This window comes from Candidatus Thiodiazotropha sp. AKAK2 (genome assembly GCF_058244685.1).
In genome coordinates, this window is the sequence record NZ_JBSYOP010000033.1 from 168,270 (window position 1) to 187,680 (window position 19,411).

A 19,411-nucleotide genomic window follows, 5' to 3' on the forward strand; every position below is an offset into this window, starting at 1 on the left:
GCCTGTTAACACGAATCCAATGCGCCCTAGTCAGAATTCTTGATATTCAGATAATGACGCAACGCCTGACAGGTTAAGCCATAGGTTGTAGAGATCTGGGTCATCTGCTTAACACCCTGATCATTCAACTCCGGCTGTTCAATACGGGAAGCTGAAGCACAAATCGTCATCAAAGAGTAGGCCCCGATACCTGAGGCGTTATCTGCTAATGCATGGGCACAATCCTTATATCTTCTTACGTCATGCAACTCGATTGCTTGATGCATTGAGGTCAGTAACGCTTCAGAATCATGTAGAAAACTATCCGCCAAGTGCGACATGAATTCTGGATCCTTACTCAACTTCTCGAGACCTTTCAGCGTAGTCACATCCAGAATTCTTCCACTCTTTTCCTGATTGGCTGCACGAACCGGAAAATCGATTATGGTATCGGTTATCACTTCAGTGGAGTCACCACCCAATATCTCTTTGACCACATCCAACAGATGCGCAGACCTGACAGGCTTGGTGAGATAGGCTTCGACACCAATAGCCTCGCACTCTTCTGCAGCCTCCCGAGTGGCATTTGCGGTAAGAATGATGAAGGGTATGGCAGGCCCTTGCTTTTCCATCAAGCGATAGGCCTTAATGATGTCAACCCCCCCAATATCCGGCATTTGCAGGTCAAGTATTGACAGGTCAAATGTTTCATTTTTCAATAATTCAATGGCATCCTGACCATGACTGACCACCTCAATCTGGTGCCCTTGTAACTCAAGGATCTTTTTCACTACCTTTTGATTGATCGGATTATCCTCTGCAAGAAGGATACGGGCATGTTTGGCAATGTTATGTTCGGCAGAGGTGAAAATCCTGGGTGGTAAATTGGTGCTGGTTTTGCGTTTTAAGGCATATTGCAGAACATGGCGTACCTTCTCCGGAGTAATCGGAGTGGTTACCACCGCACTGAAGCCTTCATGGCACAATCTGTTCTCATTCTGAAGATTTGGGGAGTAGTTGGTAACACAAACCAATCCAAGATCGTCCAGGCTTTGCTCTGCACGGATGGTATGAACCAACTCCTCATCAGCAAGATCGCTATGAGTCTCATCCAGTATTGCAATATCATAGGGTTCCTTAACCTTAACGGCATTGAGCAACTCGAGAAATCCCTCTGAAAGGTTAGTGTAGACGTTCACGTCCAACTCCCACTCCTGCAATCCATCCAGCAATTCCTGCTTTCCAGATAGGAGATCGGTGAACAATAACACCCTGGCATCTTGAAAGCGTTCTATGTCAATAGGATTGTCACTGGAAATAGCTGGTATCTGAAACCAGAAACGACTACCTTCCCCCAAACGGCTCTCCAAACCTATGGTTCCATCCAATAACTCGACCAATTGTTTGGTAATCGTTGTACCGAGGCCACTACCGGTATAGCGGCGGGTAGCGGAATCATCACCTTGTTCAAACCATTCGAAAATCCGTTTTTGTTGGGCCTCAGAAATACCGATACCCGTGTCTATGATTTCAAACATTAATCTAGGAACACTATCTTCACTCTCCGCTGATGTGTATGGCATTACCTTCAACACGATGCCGCCCTGGTCGGTGAATTTGATTGCGTTGTTCAACAGATTGATCAGAATCTGCCGAAGCAGCTTTGAGTCGGTTTTGATTACTGGAGAGATATCCAGGTCTATCCAGCAATTCAGCTCAATACCTTTGGTATCGGCTGTCGGTTTCATCATCGATATCACACTGTCTGTAAGCTCGGATAGATCCTGGTCAGCAAGCCTTACCTCAACCTTGCCAGCCTCAATCTTGGAAAAATCGAGAACCTCCTCGATAAGATTGAGTAGTGTCTCCGCGGATGCCTGGATGGTCGACATGATCTCTCGCTGTTCCAATCCCATTGGCGTTCTTGCAAGCAGATCGGTCATCCCGACCACACCATTCAGGGGAGTACGTATTTCGTGACTCATGTTGGCCAGGAAACGACTCTTTGCCTGACTCGATGCTTCAGCACGCTTTTTTTCACGCTCAATCCGCAACAGCAGTAGAGCAACATAGAGTGTTGTAACCAACAGCCCGAGTAACAGTCCAATACCCAGAACCTGTTGCTCTTTCCAAAAGTCGCTGATCAATATCACGGAAGCAAATCCAAGTGTGGATAGTGTGCTTGTGAAATAGAGAGATGGTGTGCCAAAACGAAATCCGTTTCCCAGACTGATCCAAAGATAGAATACATAGAGCATCGAGGTGGTTTCACCACCGATCCACATCGCCAGGGTAATCATACTGACATCGAATGACATGGTGATTGTACGACGGATAGTGAAGACCAGGGGCTTCCACGCAATCACCATGATGATAATCAAGCTGCAGAGGGTATAGAGCAGCGCCATCTGCACGAGTGTGGAACTACTTTCCGAGGGTATGAATAGGTAGACGTAGACAGTATACAGGCACAATACCAAAGCGATTATCAATCTGACAATCGACTGCTCAGATTCCCGATCTGGCGCCTGATTGAACTGGCCTCTATATCTATTCCAAAATTTTGACCACATCTTGTGCTATTCCGAACTCGTATCCCATAAACCAAGCTTAGCTCGACATTCAACCACTACCGCCCGACTTGCGGGGCTTCGCCCTGTGAGTTGCTTCTGCAAGCAGAGGATTGTCTGGCCAATAATGCTTTGGATATCGACCTTTCAGCTCTTTTTTCACCTCAGCATAGGTTCTTTGCCAAAACCCGGCAAGATCATCAGTGATCTGTATCGGCCGATGTGCCGGAGAGAGTAGGTGCAACATTACCGGCACCCTGCCCTGACAGATCCTTGGCGTGTCATTCAGCCCAAACAGCTCTTGCAGCCTTACTGCTAACACCGGTGTTTCATCGGCGCTATATCGTAATGGGATTTTTGAACCACTGGGAACGGTAAGATGCGTTGGCACCAATGACCTCAGGGTTTGTTGCTGATCCCAGGAGAGCCGGGCCAGAAGAACGGCTTGCAGATCCAGGCGCTGTAACTGCTGTTTGCTCTGAATCGTTTCAAGCCAGGGTGTTAACCAGCTCTCTAGATTTTCATAGAGCCAATGATCCGATAGGTCCGGCCATTCCGGGTCATCCAGCCGGCCAACCAACCAATTGACTCTGAGTTGCCATTGTCGCACAGCCTTGGACCAGGGCAAGGCCTCGATCCCCATCGTCCGTACTCCTTCTATCATGGCGGCCTTAACGGCTTCAAGATCGGGATTGGTGAGTTTTTCCCGACTCAATACCAGTGCCCCAAGACAGATCTCGGATGAGGTTCTTACCCGCTCTTGCTTAGGATCCCAGCAAACAACCGATCTCTCTTCGAGTGTAATTTCGGGCAGTCCATGCAACGCCTTCAAACCGATGGATGCAGCCAGTCGGATACGCCCTTCATTTTGCCCGGCATCTAATTGAACTGCGACCAAATACTCTTCCCCGGCAAGTGGATCATCTTCTGCAAGCCGCACCGCCCGACCGGTGACCAATTTATAACGACCATGTGCGGATCGTTGTGCGATACGGTCGGGAAATGCCAGAGCCAGCAGCTCCCCTACCGATAACAGATCATCTGATCTGGTTCCCCCACTGGGCCGTAATCGCCTCATCCAATCCCTACTGATCCGGTCAAGATGACGACAGGCACTTCTATGCCGGGATTTTGTGAGGTTCCTTTCCCGCCACTGTTGCAGCAGAGTGAGTCTCAAGGCTAAATCACTACCATCCTCTCGGATCGATAAAGGATCCCGTTCAGTAATCAGAGCCACAAGATCACTGACCAATTGCAACTGATCTTCCGGAGCATGCATCAGCATATGCGCCAGACGCGGATGGGTCGGTAATTCAGCCATACGCCTGCCCAGTTTTGTGATCATTCCTTGCTGATCGACCGCACCGAGTCTCTGTAACAGAGTCACAGCCTGTGAGAAGGCCCCCTTTGGAGGCGGGTCAAGCCACTGCAACTGAGTTGGATCTGAAATACCCCAGCTGGCCAGTTGCAGTGCCACTGGCGCCAAGTCGGTCTGCAGAATTTCCGCTGGGTGATGAGGTAACGACCGGTTATGGACAGGTTCACTACAGATGCGATAACAGACCCCGGGACCCAAGCGACCAGCCCTACCGGCACGTTGATCTGCCGCGGCTTTTGAGACCGGAACTGTCTCCAACCGGGTTAAGCCGAGCGCCGGTAGAAAGCGAGGCATACGGGACCAGCCACCATCAACCACCACAGTGATACCCTCGATCGTCAGACTGGTTTCCGCAATTGAGGTGGTCAGTACAATACGGCGTCTGTTGTGTGCGTCGGGGAGTATGGCGCGATCCTGATCTTCCTTTGCGAGATCTCCATACAGAGGAGAGATGAGAACAGGCTGGGGCTGGTTTTTCATCTGTGCTTCGAGCAGCTTTTGAGTACTACGGATTTCACCGACACCAGGAAGAAATGCCAATATATCACCCTGCTCATCCTGCCAGGCCTTGATGATTGCCCTGACAACCTGCTCGGCAATTTTGCTTTTGTCTACTGCCTGATCAAGGTAATGATGTACTACCGGATACTGCCTTCCCTGTGCCTGAATAACGACAGCATCATGCAGTAACCTACTGACAGCTTGCTGATCGAGGGTGGCCGACATGACCAACAGACGCAGGTCTTCACGCAAGCCCTGCTGTGTATCCAAGGTCAGTGCGAGTGAGAGGTCGCTGTGTAGATTGCGTTCGTGAAATTCATCGAAGATCACCAGCCCTACCCCGGGCAGTTCCGGATCCTGTTGTAAACGGCGGGTCAAAATCCCCTCGGTCACCACCTCGATGCGCGTGTTGCGGGAAACTTTTCGCTCAAGACGTATTGAATAGCCGACTCGTTCACCGATCTGTTCACCCAGCAAACTGGCCATTCTGGCGGCAGCCGCCCGAGCGGCGAGACGCCTGGGTTCGAGTAACAGAATTCCGTTTCCATCCAGCCAGGGGCTGTTCAGCAGTTCGAGAGGTACCAGGGTGGTTTTACCGGAGCCGGGCGGCGCACTTAACACAGCCCGGCCCTGAGTCGCCAGGGTTTCAGAAAGTTCTGTGATGACCTGTTTTACTGGTAGCTCTATCACTCAACTCTATGCCACCGGCAGATGATCAGTATCCCGGTCGCATTGCACATGCAGATCAAATTTCAGATCATCGGCAAAATCCTGTGCCACGATCCAGATCTGATTGAGCTCTTCACTCAGAGTTGGCAGCACGGTAAGTGAACTGCGGGTTCGTTTCTCATCAAAGAAGGCAAAAGGCTCGTCGAGAAACAGAAACTGCCCCCCTTTGACGGCGCGGGCGACCAGTTCCTGGGAGAGTGCCAATCTTACTGCCAGCATGATCTGCCGCTGGGTTCCACTGGAAATCTCATCCAGATCCATGAAATCCCGTTTCTCGCTGGAGAAGGCTCGCACCGTCAGGTCATCATCAATCTGCAGATGCTCATATCGATTTTCCGTAAACAGCGGAAGTGTCTTACTGACCAATCCCCGCAGTTTGCGATTAAACTGGTGTGAGACTTCCCGGGTGGTTCCCCGAATCAACTCATCAGCCAGACTACAAGTCTGAATGTACTGCTGTCGCTCATCGATCTTCTCATTCAGGCTGGCCATCATCTCTTTGAGTCTTGCCGCCCTATCCAATCGCTCTTGTTCAATGCCAATCGACTGATTAAGATCATCGGCACGCAATCGGATTTGCTCCAAGACACTATTCAGCTGATCCAACTCACTGGCAACACTGTCCCGAACTTCCGCAACCGATGCTGACCAATCACTGATCCGGGAGACCAAACGGCTACGTGCGGCACGATCAACGATCGCGGGAGTCTCCTCAACAACAGCTGTATCGGTAGTGATTTCATCCGGATCGGCGTCAACAGCTGACAGTTGAGTATCCTGTGTCTCATCAGGCACAACTTCTGATGGCACTTCATCCAGCCGATTGAGAACGTCTGCCAGGTTTGAAGCGGTCTCTGAATAGGCTGCCACTCGACGCTTCAATACCCCCCGGCGGATCAAATAGATCAAAAACAGCAGACCAGCGCCAGCCGCTGCATATAACAACCAGGGCATTGTTGCCTCACCCCAGTCAGGAACCATCTGCACAAACCACTCATTCAAGCGGACTGACAACTCATGCTCCGGCATGTTGGTCAGCAGGTACCAGGCACCACCGGCAACGGCGGCGATCAAGAATAAGATCAGGCTGAGAAACCCTGCACTGCCAGCCTTGGAAGCTGATTTGGCGCGGATCGGCATGGCGTCCTGATAGGCCGTGGATGCCGTATCCAGCTCTTCCATCAGCTGTTGGGTATCATCAAGTTGTCGGGAAATCGTCTGACGTTCACTCTCGAGGCCTGGCATCAGTGACGGATCGATATCCAGCTCGACCATCTGTTGTTGTAATCCATCCAGCTCCTGCTGTCGTTGGCTCAACTCCTCTTCAGCATCATCCCGATCCTCCTGACAGGCCGCATCACAATACTCAAGGGTCACCAGTCCGGCCATGGTCTTAACCGCATAACTGTGAGGATGGGGGGTTGTGATCTCCCGCTGAGCCAGATAGAAGGATTCTACAAATTCTTCATATTCGAAACCGATAAGCTGATAGATCCGATCTGCCACCTGCTCAACCCCACGCACCACCTGATCATCATCGTTCGCACCAGCAGGGGCCAGGCGGGCGCTATGATTCCCGGTATCATCGAGGAAGCGCTCCAATCTGTAGCGCACGCCATCTCCACAGGTGAATTCAAGCTGTGCCTCGCAATGGGTTTCACCCCAGCGTATGACTTTGGTCAACTCTTCAGGACCCAACGAAAAGGTCCTGCCGAAGAGCGCAAAACAGACGGTCTCACCGATCGAGCTTTTGCCTGATTCATTGGCCCCGGAGATGGCGATCAATCCTTGCTCAGGGATCTCTGGTAACTTCAGACTGCTGTATTTCAGTACATTACTGGCATTAACTGAATGTATGATCATGACCAACCCTCGTCAGCCAGAACCCGAAGCTTGTTCAACACCATCTCAATGGCCTGATCAAAGGACTGCTCGTCAAATGACTCCCCTGAATTCAAGCGACGCTCCCGCTCAGCATTGCAATAGTCCATAAACTCTTTCGCAGATGGGCCAATTTGCATCATTTCATCCTGGGTTGCCTGTTCAGACGTCGACATACGATCCCCCTTTCTTGTTGTATACCGTCAGCCCCGCCACATCCTGATAGCAGCGGCCCTGCCAAGTATAGGGAGTTCTGGGCAAGAGGTCATCATTCAGGCGTTACAACTTGTTACACTGGGATACACCTCAGAAAAGATTTTTCGGGTTTGTGCCTCCATAATTCTCGCTAGATTGTGATTCGAGCCAGCAAACAACAGTACATTAGGTAGGTTTGACAAATTTGACCGGGACATACATACTGGTCGGTATGTTCCAGTTCAACGAGCTGTGAAAACCATGGCAGATGCCGATAAAACACGCCAAGCTCTACTCGAAGCGGCCTACGAAGAGATCTACCGAAATGGATTTCAGGCGGCCAGCCTGAACACCATACTGGAGAGAACCGGCGTGACCAAAGGCGCTCTCTACCACCACTTCAGCAGTAAACAGAAGCTGGGATATGCGGTAATCGATGAGATAATCAGCGAGAAGCTGGATCGGGAGTGGCTCACTCCCATACAGCAATCCGGACACCCAATCGACGTCATGATCGATGTGATTCAGCTGGCCGGGCAACAGATTACCAGTCAGCAGATCGACCAGGGATGCCCTCTCAACAATCTGGCACAGGAGATGTCACCGATCGACCCGGGATTTCGCCAGCGGATCGATCACCTCTATCGAAAATGGCAACAGAGTATCGAGAAACTACTCCGTGATGGCCAACAGGACGGTGCGGTAAAAGCGTCCATCAATCCTGCCGATGCCGCACTGTTCATTCTGGCATCACTTGAGGGTTGTCTGGGTATAGCAAAGAATGCACAAAGCATCGATGAGTTGAAACGGTGCGCACAGGGCCTGGTAGGCTATCTCGACAGCCTACGTTGCTGAAACCCGTTCAGCAGGACTCAGCAATGAAGCTTTAGAAAAAGTAAGCATGGATTGAACGTCATAATATCAACAATATTTCGTCGACAGGGTGTAGATCATGAGTGAGTCCTTTTTCAGGTTTGTCCTAAAGCACAAGATCCTAGTGATCCTATTGACTGTTGCAGTCAGTCTGATGATGGGCAGTGGTGTGCAGCACCTACGCTTCAATAACGACTACCGGATGTTTTTCAGTGAAGAGAATCCACAGCTGAAAGCGTTCGAAATGTTGCAGAATACCTACACCAAGAATGACAACGTGCTGTTTGTCATCGAACCACAGGATGGCGAGGTATTCACCCGTGAAACCCTGATTGCGGTATCGGAGTTAACCAAGGAAGCCTGGCAGGTACCCTACTCCATCCGAGTAGACTCGATCACCAATTTTCAACACACCTATGCCGAAGGGGATGACCTGATCGTAGAGGATCTGGTGCTCAACCCAGCCTCACTGAGTGACGAGGAGCTGGCCACCAAGCAACAAATCGCCACCAATGATCCTCTTCTGAGGAATCGATTGATCTCTCCATCTGCTCACACGACTGGCGTAAACGTCACCGTACAGCTACCGGGTAAGAAATTGACCGAAGTCCCGGAGGTAGCGGCGAAGGTTAAAGAGATGGCGAAAAACCTGGAGGCCAGCTACCCGGATATCAAGGTACACCTGACCGGCATGGTGGTCATGAACAATGCGTTTCCAACCGCTTCCCAGGATGACATGAAGAGTCTCTATCCGATCATGTTCGGAGCGGTTATCCTGGTACTGGTGCTGATGCTGAGGTCGATTCCGGGCACCATATCCACTCTCATCATCATTCTGCTGATGATTATCGCCACCATGGGACTGACCGGTTGGTTAGGTATCAAGATGTCTCCCCCGACAACCACGGTACCGATCGTCATCATGACCCTGGCAATCGCAGACTGTGTCCACATACTGGTCAACTTTCTCCATTTCATGCGAGAGGGTGAAGCTAAATATCAGGCCATGATGGAAAGTCTGCGTATAAACCTGCAACCGATTTTTCTCACTACCCTGACCACCGCCATCGGTTTCCTCAGTCTCAACTTCAGTGATGCACCACCATTTCGGGATCTGGGCAATATGGCGGCCATGGGGGTGGTATTGGCTTTCCTGTTATCAATCACCTTTCTCCCTGCCATGATGATGCTGCTACCGGTAAAAGCGCTGAGTGGCGACACCATGGGCAGTCTGGCCATGGTGAGATTCGCTGAATTCGTGATCCGCAATAAAAAGCAGCTGCTGTGGGGGATGGGCATACTGATTCTGTTCCTGATCGCCCAGATACCCAACAATCGCCTGGATGACAGATTTGTCGAGTATTTCGATGAAACCATCGATTTTCGTCAGGATACCGATTTTGCCACCGACAATCTTACCGGAATCTATCTGATTGAGTATTCGCTGGAGAGCGGTGAAACCGGTGGTATCAGCGATCCCGATTTTCTGCGTAAAGTTGATGGATTTGCCCAGTGGTACCGGCAGCAGTCCCATGTCCTTCACGTCAACACGATCACCGACATCATGAAACGCCTCAATCGTAACATGCACGGTGACGATGACAGTTGGTACCGCCTGCCGGAGCAACGGGATCTCTCGGCGCAGTATCTGCTGCTCTATGAATTTTCCCTGCCATTCGGCCTGGACCTCAACAATCAGATCAATGTGAAGAAATCCGCGACCCGATTCACCGTCACTCTGGAGAGCATTTCAACCCAGCAACTGCTGCAGATTGAAGAGGACGCGCAGCAATGGCTGTTGGAAAACGCACCTGAGATGCGCATTGATGGCGCCAGTCCCTCTGTGATGTTTGCCCATATCGGTAGCCGTAACATCATTGCGATGCTCAAAGGTACCACCACCGCTCTGATCATCATCTCCCTGATTCTGGTGGTTGCCTTGCGCTCGTTGAGAATCGGCGGCATCAGTCTGATCCCGAACCTGGTGCCCATGGGCATGGCCTTTGGTCTTTGGGGATTGACCGTGGGTGAAGTTGGATTGGCGCTCTCTGTCGTCAGCGGCATGACACTTGGTATCGTTGTCGATGATACCGTCCATTTTCTCAGCAAATACCTAAGGGCCAGGCGCGAAAAAAATATGTCCGGGGAAGATGCGGTGCGTTATGCCTTCTCTACCGTGGGAACGGCACTCTGGGTAACCTCCCTGGTACTGATGGTCGGTTTCGGCATTCTCGCCTTCTCCCACTTCCAACTCAATGCCGGCATGGGATTGTTGACTGCAATCACTTTGGGCCTGGCTCTGGTTGCCGATTTTCTTTTTCTACCCCCGCTACTGATCTATTTCGGAGGAAAAAAACCATGAAGCTCAGCTTGATACTTGCAACGCTTTTGCTCACACCGGCAGTCACCCTGGCAATGACAGCCGAAGAGCGGGGTCTTCAGATCGCCAAAGAGGTGGATACCAGAGATACCGGTTTCCATGATTTCAAGGCCAGCATGACCATGCTGCTGAAAAACCGGCATGGTGAAGAGAGTCTGCGGGATATGCGCAATCAGACCCTGGAGGTGGAGAACGATGGAGACAAGACTCTGGTGGTCTTTGATGAACCCAGAGACGTCAAGGGTACTGCACTGCTGAGCTTCTCGCATAAGGCTGGCGATGATGATCAGTGGCTCTATCTTCCAGCACTCAAGCGGGTCAAACGAATCGCTTCCAGAAACAAGTCCGGTCCCTTCATGGGCAGCGAGTTCGCCTATGAAGATATCTCTTCCCAGGAGGTTGAAAAATACACCTATAAGTTCATCGAAGAGAGTACGCACGAAGGCATCGCCTCATTACTGCTGGAACGCTATCCGGTTGACCCCAATTCAGGCTATACACGCCAGCAGATGTGGGTTGACAAGGAGCGTTACATACCGATTAAGATCGACTACTACGATCGAAAAAACGTCCTGCTGAAGACCCTGGTGTTTCGTGGCTATCAACAATATCTGGATCAATACTGGCGCGCCGATGAGATGTACATGGAGAACCACCAGACAGGTAAAAGCACTCTGCTGACCTGGAAACAGTACGATTTCCGCAGCGGCCTCACCGATGCGGATTTCAATAAGAACAGCCTGAAGCGGGCCAGATAGGAGCGTATTAGCGTGAGATTATGGCGCTGGATTGTTTGCCTGATGCCTGGCTTGTTATCGGCCGGTGAGTGGAGTGGTTATGCTGAATTGCAAGGGCGTTACTTCCCTCAGGATGCCGCTTACGAGAAGCAATCGGATCATCTCATCTCATTGGCATTTCAGCCTGAATACTATCAACGCTGGGACAACGGTAATCAGAGTCTGCTGGTGGTACCCTTCTTTCGCTGGGACAGCGAAGACGAGGAGCGGACCCATGCTGACATCCGCGAGCTGATCTGGACCTATGCCGGAAACCGATGGGAGGCACAGGCCGGTGTCGGCAAAGTCTTTTGGGGAGTGACCGAAGCGCTGCATCTGGTGGACACCATCAACCAGACAGACCTGGTGGAGAATCCCGATGGTGAACAGAAGCTTGGCCAGCCCCTGATCAAGCTCTCACTGGAGCAGGATTGGGGTATCCTCGATTTCTACACTCTGATCGGTTTTCGTGAACGAACCTTTCCCGGGGAAGAGGGCCGTTTAAGATCCCACCCACCGGTCGATCAGGATCATGCAGAGTATGAATCGAACCGGGAAGAGAGACACCTGGACTTCGCTCTGCGCTGGTCACACTATATCGGTGACTGGGACATCGGCCTGGCACATTTTAACGGTACCAGTCGGGATCCCCTGTTGATACCCAGAATCAGTAACCGGGGTGAGATCAGCCTGATACCGTTTTATGAACAGATGCGTCAAACCAGTCTCGATCTGCAGGCCACCAAAGGGGATTGGTTGTGGAAACTGGAGGCGATTCATCGATCCATCGACAGTGGCAGTTACAATGCGGCAACCGGTGGATTCGAGTATACCCTGGTCGGCATTGCCGACACCGATATGGATCTTGGTCTACTGGGTGAATACCTCTATGACGACCGTGGGGATGATGCGACCACACCGTTTCAGAATGACATTTTTATCGGCTTTCGACTCACTGCAAATGACGTGGATGGCAGCGAATTACTGGCTGGTGTTATCAAGGATATGGATGAAGACAGTTGGATGTTCAATCTTGAAGCCAGCCGCCGCATCGGCAGTGATTGGAAAACCAGCGCGCAAATCCGCTTATGGTCGGATATCGCGGAACAGGACCCCCTCTACTCCTTACGCCGGGATGACTATGCGGAGCTCACCCTAACACGCTTTTTTTAGCCACTGTCAGAACGAATCCAATCAGTGGTCCTGCCCCTCGTAGATCCACATCGACTCCGTGTTACCTGCCCGACTGAATCCAAGCGCCTGATAGAAGCCAACTGCATTTTTATCCGAGGTCAGCATCTGTTGATGAAATCCCTGATAGATATTCATCATGGAGTTCATCATCTTACGTCCGATCCCCTGTCCATGATACGCCGGGTCAACCAGCATGTGTGGATAGTAGACCACCAGATGACCATCTGATATGGCATTACCGATACCCACCAACCTGCCATCAATACGGGCCGTTACCAGGTTATCAGAGTGCCTCAGTGCCGCCAACAGTTTGTCCGGTTTTTCCGCCGATGACCAGCCATTGGCACGATACACCGCTACCACTTCCTCTTTTCCAATATCCCCATTAATCTCTATCTTCAGCTTCATAACAGACTCTGAGTTTGTCCATCTGTAAACCACGGAAACGTTCAACTAACGACAATATACTGGCTTTATCGTTAAGGAAACTAATGATTATTTCAATTCTTCACCATTAAAGAAGTGTGATTGAATCATCAACACCATATTTTTACAGTTGTAAGAATCAGAACAGTCGTTAATACCTGCAAAAAGATAGCCCCATGTCCAGCCGAAAGTCTTTATCAAATCCCAACCTCGATAACATGGTAGCTGCTGCGCCCCTGGAAAAACTGCACAACCGTCGAGATTTTCTCAGTCTTATGGTCAATGGACTTGGCTATTCGGCACTGGCGATCACCCTGCCGGGTTGTGGCAGCAGTGAAGAGGAGGATGACGAACAGAGTGAGACAGATCCCGTAACAGTTGAAACAGAGATTCCGCAAGCCTCTGCAGGCTATACCATATTGAAGCGAACAAGTTTCGGTGTGCATCGGGATCAACTGGAGAGCATCAACAATCTGGGTATCGATCAATACCTCGAGCAACAACTGGACTATCTCAATATCGACGACGCCAGTTTGGAAAGTGAAATTCAAAACCGGTTTCCACTGATAGTTGAAACACCGGATAGACTCTATGCCGGATTTCCAGGCAATATTGAAACCGTCGTCCGGCAGATGATTGCAGCGACCCAGTATCGACAGATTTTCAGTCGTCGCCAACTCTATGAAGTGATGGTGGAGTTCTGGACCGACCATTTCAATATCCACCTGATCAATGGTCTTGAGCCCACCCTGAAACCGTCAGATGACCTGCAGGTGATACGCACCCATGCCTTGGGTAATTTTCGTGATCTGTTGCATGCCTCTGCCAAAAGCCCGGCCATGCTGTTCTACCTGGACAACTATAACAACCTCGCCAGTGCGCCAAATGAAAACTATGCCCGGGAACTGATGGAGTTACATACCCTTGGTGTTGATGGCGGCTACACGGAAACCGATATCAAAGAGGTGGCCAGGTGTTTCACCGGATGGACAATTGAGTTTCCAAACAACGGCACAGCTGAGTATGGCGTCTTCAGATACAACGATGCAATTCACGATCAGCAAAGTAAAGTCGTATTGAATCAGACAATTGCTGCTGGTGGTGGCCAGCAGGATGGTGAGCAGATTCTGGATCTACTGGCGACACACCCTTCAACTGCAGATTTCATCGCCACCAAGTTGTGCCGCAGATTTGTCAGTGACGATCCGGACCAGGCGACGATCGACCAGGTTGCGGAAGCTTTCCGCACCAGTCAAGGAGACATCAAGCAGACCCTTCGAGCCCTGTTTGCCAGCAATGCCATACAAGCGAATGCGGATCAAAAGTTAACCAGACCAAGCGAGTTTCTCGCCGGTTTGGTACGTGCACTGGCTCCGGATACCGGCTATCCGGCAGACGATGGGGAGTTGTACTTTTTTGCCCAAGCGATTCTTGGACAGCTTCCCTACTTCTGGTCCACACCGGATGGCTATCCGGACATTCAATCCTACTGGTCCAGTACCGGGGGGATATTGAATCGCTGGCGCCTCTCTTTTTTCAGTTTTGCCCCGATCTCCCTTTCCAATGACATCATCCGCATCGATTATCTACCGATGCTGAATGGTGCAGAGACCCTTGCCGAGATCACGGACGCCTTGACCGATGCCATCCTGATGCGACCAATCTCCTCGGCAGATCGTCGCCATATTATCGACTGGCTGACGACCGAATACCGCTATGATGAAGATGCCAATCTGCCGGATGACATACCTGAGCAGATTGCACCGTTGGTGGCCGCTGTATTGGTCAGTTCAGTCTATTTTCAGCTTCGTTAAGGGGTGACACCATGAGCGGATACAATGACTACGCCAATAGACTCCCTACTGACAAAGACCTGTTGGTCTGCCTGTTCCAGCGAGGCGCAGCCGATGGCCTGAACAGCCTGGTCCCCTACACCGATCCCGATTACTACGCTCAACGTGCCAACATCGCGGTAGCTGAACCGGGTGTACAGGGTGGCGCGATCGATCTGGATGGCCGCTTCGCACTGCATCCAGCCCTGGCACCACTCAAAACAATCTATGATTCAGGCCAATTGGCGCTCGTGCACGCCACAGGCATTCCCCACAATTCCCGCTCACACTTCGTCGCCCAGGATATCGTGGAGAGAGGCGTGTCAGCCAAGCCACTTCCGGGCAACGGTTGGCTTGGTCGTCATCTCAGCCTGGATAGCACCAACAACGGTTCTGCGTTTCGTATCGTATCCATTAGCGGCAATGTCCCGGTCTCACTGCACGGCGCCAATGAACCGCTTGCGATCAGCAACCTGAGCGAATTCGGCTTTAGCCAGGAAATTATTGACTCGGGTTATACCGATGTCTTAGGCAATCTGTTTCATGATCAGATACCCCTTGCAGCACCGGCTCAGGCAGCACTATCCGCTGTAACCGAACTGCAGGCCGCTGAGTTGCAGAGCATATTGCCAGAACATGGCGCACTCTACCCGGACACCGACCTGGGTAAAAAAATGCAGCAGACAGCTCAGTTGGTCAAATCGAATTTACCCGTCGAGGTCATCTGTATCGATGCGGGCGGTTGGGATCACCATGAGAATTTACCCGGCAACCTGCAGCAATCCCTCACTGATCTGGCTGATTCATTGAGCGCTTTCCATACGGATATGGCTGATTTAATGCAGCGAGTCAGCCTCTTCGTAATGACCGAATTCGGTCGACGCGTTGCGGAAAATGCCTCGGTGGGAACTGACCATGGCACTGGCGGAGTGGCCTATGCCATGGGTGGCGGTGTAAACGGCGGGCAGGTGATTACCGATTGGCCCGGTCTTTCTACAGCGGACCTTCACCTGGGTGAAGACCTGGCAATTACCACCGATTTACGCACCCTGCTTGCAGAGTTGTTGAATAAACGACTGGGTGGTACTGATCTATCGCAGGTTTTTCCCGGGTTTACAGGTCCGACGACTGCCAATCTGTTTTTGGACTGACCCGCTTTATTGCACCCATAGTCCGAATACATAGGCAAGCAGCCAACCCGCTTTACTCACCAAAAAAGTACTTTCAGGATACACTGACCGACTCTTGCAACATACTTGTGAAAGCCTCTGCAGTAATCGGTTTGTTGAATAGAAACCCCTGGGCAAGATCGCATTGCATCTTTTGCAATTGTTTCAGTTGATCCTCCGTCTCCACACCTTCGGCGACCACCTCCAATCCCATGCCATGGGCCATCAGCACAGACGCATTGACCAGCTCCCAGTCGGCCGCATCGATCATCAGGTCATTGATAAAGCTACGATCAATTTTCAACACATCAAAAGGATAATTGCGCAAATGGCTCAACGATGAGTAGCCTGTACCAAAATCATCCATCGCCAGCCCGATACCCTTACTATGCAGCCGGTCCAGGGCCGCAACGATCTCACGCTGGCCACTAATCAGGACACCTTCGGTAATCTCCAGAATCAGTGCTTCAGCCTTAAGTCCACTGTGCTGCAGTAGGTCCGATATAAACTCCACAAGCGTTGCATCCCTGAACTGTCTGGGAGATAGATTGATGGATATTCTGAATTCGTAATCGATCATCTCCTGCCACTGCAGTGCATTGATCACCGCCTGCTGCAAGACATACCGACCGATTTCGAGTATCACCCCGGTCTGCTCAGCGATCGGAATAAACTCGTCCGGCGAAACCATGCCAAGTGCGGGATTGTTCCAGCGTAGCAGAGCTTCTGCGCCAACCACCCGATTGCTCCGCATATCGATAACAGGCTGATAGAGCACCGAGAACTCCTGCCGCTTATGGGCGCCCTGGAGCTGCTCTTCGACTTCCAGACTTCGGGAGATGTTCAAATTCATCTCGCTGGTGAAAAAATTGAAAGTGTTTCGCCCCTGTTCCTTGGAGTGATACATGGCTGTGTCTGCGTTACGTAACAGTTCTGTAGGGGTAACACCGTCACTGGGGTAGATGGAAATGCCGATACTGGTGGTTACCACCAGCTCCCGATCATCCAGGGTGAATGGATCGCGAAACTGCGCAATCAGGTTGCCTGCCACAGCTTTGGCATCGGTCAGTTCCGATAAATTGCGTAGCAAGACGACAAATTCATCGCCGCCAAGACGACACACACTGTCCGCATCCCGGACCGCCGATTTGAGACGCTCCGCTGCCTGAACAAGCAACCGGTCACCGGTTTCGTGTCCCAGGGTATCGTTAACCCGTTTGAACCCATCAAGGTCGAGAAACAGCACGGCGATCATCTGATGATCCCGATCTGTCTCCTTTAGCAGCTGGGTCAATCGATCCATCGCCAGAAACCGGTTGGGCAGACCGGTCAGCCCATCGTAATGGGCCTGTTTGAGAATATGTGCTTCCTGCCTTTTCTTTTCTGAGATATCCACATGGGTTCCGACGGTGCGAATGGCGTTACCCTCGGCATCACGCACCAAAAAGGCCCGGGAGAGAATATCCACCCAATGACCATCCTTGTGCCGCATCTTAAATTCGATATGGAAATTATCCCTTTTTCCCTCAATATAGTCAGAAAGCATGACCCAGGATCGCTCCCGATCCTTCTCTTCAACCAGATTCTCCCAGGTTGAAAAATCGTTCGGCAACTCGTCGTTTTCATAACCGAGCATTTTTTTCCAGCGGGGTGAGTAGTAGATCTCGTTGGTCTTCAGATTCCAATCGTAAACCCCATCATTGGCGCCGCGCATGGCCAGTTCAAATCTTTCCTCACTTTTGCGCAGTGCCGATTCTGCCTGTTCCCGCTCATTGATCTCATTGCTCAATGCACTGTTTTTATCCTGCAGTTCGGAAGTGCGTAAACTAATGGTTGTTTCACGGCTTCTCACCTCTTCACTCAGTTCATCAATGAGTCGTCTGTTCTGCACCTCAAGGCCGATATTTTCGACTAAATTGCGATGCACATTGCGGGTAAACAAGGTGGTCATTACCAAGTATGCAAAGGTAGCGATGGCCAGGGTGTTGTGAGTGAAATCGCCATAAAACAGTAAAGTGCCGATCAGGGTGAGCAGCTGGGGATAGACATAGGCCACGAATGCCGGCAGATAGACTGACAGAACAACAACCGCGGATGCGACGATACCAAACAACAGCATGCACAAGCCGATTGCGACGGTGAGATTATCTGTCAAATAGATATGAGGTACAATCAAACTCCATGCCACCCCGACCATGAGACATCCAAACAGATAGGCTCGTTGCCACTGCTTTGTAGTCATTTTCCGGGGATCGCGTCTTCTCAACGCCCAGAGAACCAGCCGAAAAGTCGCTGTTGCAAACAGGGAGATCACCCAGATCTCCACAATCCCCGAATCGATATGAGGAATCAATATGAAGTAAAAAAGTGTGGCAACCGCATAGACCGTTGCATTTGAGATCGGCGCCTGCTGAAACAGAATCCTGGTCTGCTCTTCTGCAATGAGTGTTTTGATACGCTCTGATTGTTCGCTTTTTTTAGTTTTTGACATGGTCCATCTGGTCATGACGCTCATTTATGCAACAGCTGTTATGCCGCCTTGGAGCACTGAGAAATTTATCGATATATAACTTTCAGGAACAATCTCTTGTTGTTCGAACAAAACCTAAAGCACGAGCGGGAAAAGCCGTGTTCAAACCCCAGTATCAAAACCCCATGGCTCAATATGATTTTCTCAAGCCGTGGTAATCGCTTACCTGTTATCTAGTTCTTATAGCACACTCTAACAGGGTGCTTTGTGTAAATTCCCTATGATCCTGGAAAAGTCATTGTATAAATAAAAAACCAATGATTTATGGCAGTTTCTGCAGGATAAGCTATCAGACTGTCGATTGAGCTCAACCACAATTTCAGCAGGGTAATGAATGGGAATTAAAAGCCTCCAATGAAACTACAAATAAAATGGTGTTTTGCAGTTGTCTCAGCTTGTTTGCTATACCGAACCATGGTCAGTAGAGGCTAGAGCACCAATTGTATCTCTGCCAAATCACCCATGGTCTGTTGAATCTCGTCTATTGAGGGTGGTTGACTCGCCCACATATCGTCAAACGCTCCCCGGCAGGAGAGACGAAGAACTTCCGGCTGCTGGGTGGAATCGAGCCAAAAATGGTAACCCTGAGTAACCATCGGTGTACCCTGATCATCCAGGCCAACCGAAACAAACCTGTATTGCGGTAATCTATCGACCACTTCCACCATCAAGCCCTCCACCCGTTTGATGGTGAATGTTTGAGGTTGTATGGTCTGTACTCCATCCGCCAGCGAATTGAGCTCGAAGTTGCAATTCGCCTTGTATCGATCGAAATCTTCGAGCTGCATTGTCTCACCCAGCTGTAAAAACAAACGGGTACGATGCGCAGAGACCTCCAGTGCCTGCTTCAGAACGACCTTGGAACCGACCGGTATCTGTTGGTAGGGGCTTGCAGGATTGAAACTGGTTTGAAAGTTGGCGCCACAGCCAGAGAGGCAAAGTGCGATCACGATCCATCTCATAGTTAAAACACCTCAAGTTATTGAATCGAAACAACT

General features: G+C 50.7%; 13 protein-coding genes. 6 read left to right on the forward strand and 7 right to left on the reverse strand.

All coding sequences use genetic code 11. The annotated features are described in order from the left end of the window. Window positions 1–26: 26 nt before the first annotated feature. From AC4IE8_RS16030 to AC4IE8_RS16045, 4 genes are all read right to left on the reverse strand, one after another. A complete protein-coding gene (locus AC4IE8_RS16030) occupies window positions 27–2,387 on the reverse strand; it encodes a hybrid sensor histidine kinase/response regulator (RefSeq protein ID WP_490791512.1) in 2,361 nt (786 codons plus the stop codon). Window positions 2,388–2,601: 214 nt separating this feature from the next. Further along, window positions 2,602–5,118, reverse strand: coding sequence for an ATP-dependent helicase HrpB (gene hrpB / locus AC4IE8_RS16035; RefSeq protein ID WP_490791458.1), 2,517 nt, complete (start codon window positions 5,116–5,118; stop codon window positions 2,602–2,604). Between the two features lie 6 nt (window positions 5,119–5,124). Beyond that, entirely contained in the window at window positions 5,125–7,020 is a 1,896-nt protein-coding gene (locus AC4IE8_RS16040; protein ID WP_068995592.1) for an AAA family ATPase, read from the reverse strand. Continuing rightward, on the reverse strand, window positions 7,017–7,214 hold the full coding sequence (locus AC4IE8_RS16045; protein ID WP_068995591.1) for a nodulation protein E: 198 nt from the start codon (window positions 7,212–7,214) through the stop codon (window positions 7,017–7,019). The genes AC4IE8_RS16040 and AC4IE8_RS16045 overlap by 4 nt, the downstream gene beginning before the upstream one ends. Before the next feature lie 280 nt (window positions 7,215–7,494). Here AC4IE8_RS16045 and AC4IE8_RS16050 point away from each other — a divergent pair, with 280 nt between their 5' ends. The 4 genes from AC4IE8_RS16050 to AC4IE8_RS16065 all read left to right on the forward strand — a co-directional run bounded on the left by AC4IE8_RS16050 (window position 7,495) and on the right by AC4IE8_RS16065 (window position 12,435). Next, window positions 7,495–8,088, forward strand: a complete 594-nt coding sequence (locus AC4IE8_RS16050; protein ID WP_490791459.1) for a TetR family transcriptional regulator C-terminal domain-containing protein — start codon at window positions 7,495–7,497, stop codon at window positions 8,086–8,088. Between the two features lie 97 nt (window positions 8,089–8,185). Further along, window positions 8,186–10,468 carry an efflux RND transporter permease subunit gene (locus AC4IE8_RS16055; protein ID WP_490791460.1) on the forward strand — a complete coding sequence of 761 codons (2,283 nt, stop codon included), beginning with the start codon at window positions 8,186–8,188 and terminating at the stop codon, window positions 10,466–10,468. Next, window positions 10,465–11,244 carry an outer membrane lipoprotein-sorting protein gene (locus tag AC4IE8_RS16060; RefSeq protein ID WP_068995588.1) on the forward strand — a complete coding sequence of 260 codons (780 nt, stop codon included), beginning with the start codon at window positions 10,465–10,467 and terminating at the stop codon, window positions 11,242–11,244. The genes AC4IE8_RS16055 and AC4IE8_RS16060 overlap by 4 nt, the downstream gene beginning before the upstream one ends. Window positions 11,245–11,286: 42 nt before the next feature. Further along, window positions 11,287–12,435 carry a hypothetical protein gene (locus AC4IE8_RS16065; RefSeq protein WP_490791461.1) on the forward strand — a complete coding sequence of 383 codons (1,149 nt, stop codon included), beginning with the start codon at window positions 11,287–11,289 and terminating at the stop codon, window positions 12,433–12,435. Window positions 12,436–12,456: 21 nt separating this feature from the next. Here AC4IE8_RS16065 and AC4IE8_RS16070 read toward each other — a convergent pair whose 3' ends face one another. Continuing rightward, entirely contained in the window at window positions 12,457–12,864 is a 408-nt protein-coding gene (locus AC4IE8_RS16070; protein ID WP_068995586.1) for a GNAT family N-acetyltransferase, read from the reverse strand. A gap of 194 nt (window positions 12,865–13,058) precedes the next feature. On the opposite strand from AC4IE8_RS16070, the gene AC4IE8_RS16075 reads away from it, so the two are divergent. Beyond that, window positions 13,059–14,696, forward strand: a complete 1,638-nt coding sequence (locus AC4IE8_RS16075; RefSeq protein ID WP_068995585.1) for a DUF1800 domain-containing protein — start codon at window positions 13,059–13,061, stop codon at window positions 14,694–14,696. Between the two features lie 11 nt (window positions 14,697–14,707). Continuing rightward, entirely contained in the window at window positions 14,708–15,865 is a 1,158-nt protein-coding gene (locus AC4IE8_RS16080) for a DUF1501 domain-containing protein (RefSeq protein ID WP_068995584.1), read from the forward strand. Between the two features lie 73 nt (window positions 15,866–15,938). Here the strand turns inward: AC4IE8_RS16080 and AC4IE8_RS16085 are convergent, their stop codons facing one another. Continuing rightward, entirely contained in the window at window positions 15,939–18,374 is a 2,436-nt protein-coding gene (locus AC4IE8_RS16085; protein WP_490791462.1) for a putative bifunctional diguanylate cyclase/phosphodiesterase, read from the reverse strand. 467 nt (window positions 18,375–18,841) lie between these two features. Further along, the gene (locus AC4IE8_RS16090; RefSeq protein WP_490791463.1) at window positions 18,842–19,375 is read right to left on the reverse strand and encodes a hypothetical protein; all 534 of its coding nucleotides are present in this window, start codon (window positions 19,373–19,375) and stop codon (window positions 18,842–18,844) included. Between the last annotated feature and the right edge of the window lie 36 nt (window positions 19,376–19,411).

Bases quoted from the DNA above. Each gene is read 5' to 3' on its own strand.
- AC4IE8_RS16045 (WP_068995591.1), bottom strand. From the start codon at position 7,214: ATGTCGACGTCTGAACAGGCAACCCAGGATGAAATGATGCAAATTGGC.
- AC4IE8_RS16085 (WP_490791462.1), bottom strand. From the start codon at position 18,374: ATGTCAAAAACTAAAAAAAGCGAACAATCAGAGCGTATCAAAACACTC.
- AC4IE8_RS16040 (WP_068995592.1), bottom strand. From the start codon at position 7,020: ATGATCATACATTCAGTTAATGCCAGTAATGTACTGAAATACAGCAGT.
- AC4IE8_RS16050 (WP_490791459.1), top strand. From the start codon at position 7,495: ATGGCAGATGCCGATAAAACACGCCAAGCTCTACTCGAAGCGGCCTAC.
- AC4IE8_RS16060 (WP_068995588.1), top strand. From the start codon at position 10,465: ATGAAGCTCAGCTTGATACTTGCAACGCTTTTGCTCACACCGGCAGTC.
- AC4IE8_RS16065 (WP_490791461.1), top strand. From the start codon at position 11,287: ATGCCTGGCTTGTTATCGGCCGGTGAGTGGAGTGGTTATGCTGAATTG.
- AC4IE8_RS16075 (WP_068995585.1), top strand. From the start codon at position 13,059: ATGTCCAGCCGAAAGTCTTTATCAAATCCCAACCTCGATAACATGGTA.
- AC4IE8_RS16080 (WP_068995584.1), top strand. From the start codon at position 14,708: ATGAGCGGATACAATGACTACGCCAATAGACTCCCTACTGACAAAGAC.
- AC4IE8_RS16055 (WP_490791460.1), top strand. From the start codon at position 8,186: ATGAGTGAGTCCTTTTTCAGGTTTGTCCTAAAGCACAAGATCCTAGTG.
- AC4IE8_RS16070 (WP_068995586.1), bottom strand. From the start codon at position 12,864: ATGAAGCTGAAGATAGAGATTAATGGGGATATTGGAAAAGAGGAAGTG.
- AC4IE8_RS16090 (WP_490791463.1), bottom strand. From the start codon at position 19,375: ATGAGATGGATCGTGATCGCACTTTGCCTCTCTGGCTGTGGCGCCAAC.
- AC4IE8_RS16030 (WP_490791512.1), bottom strand. From the start codon at position 2,387: ATGGCGCTGCTCTATACCCTCTGCAGCTTGATTATCATCATGGTGATT.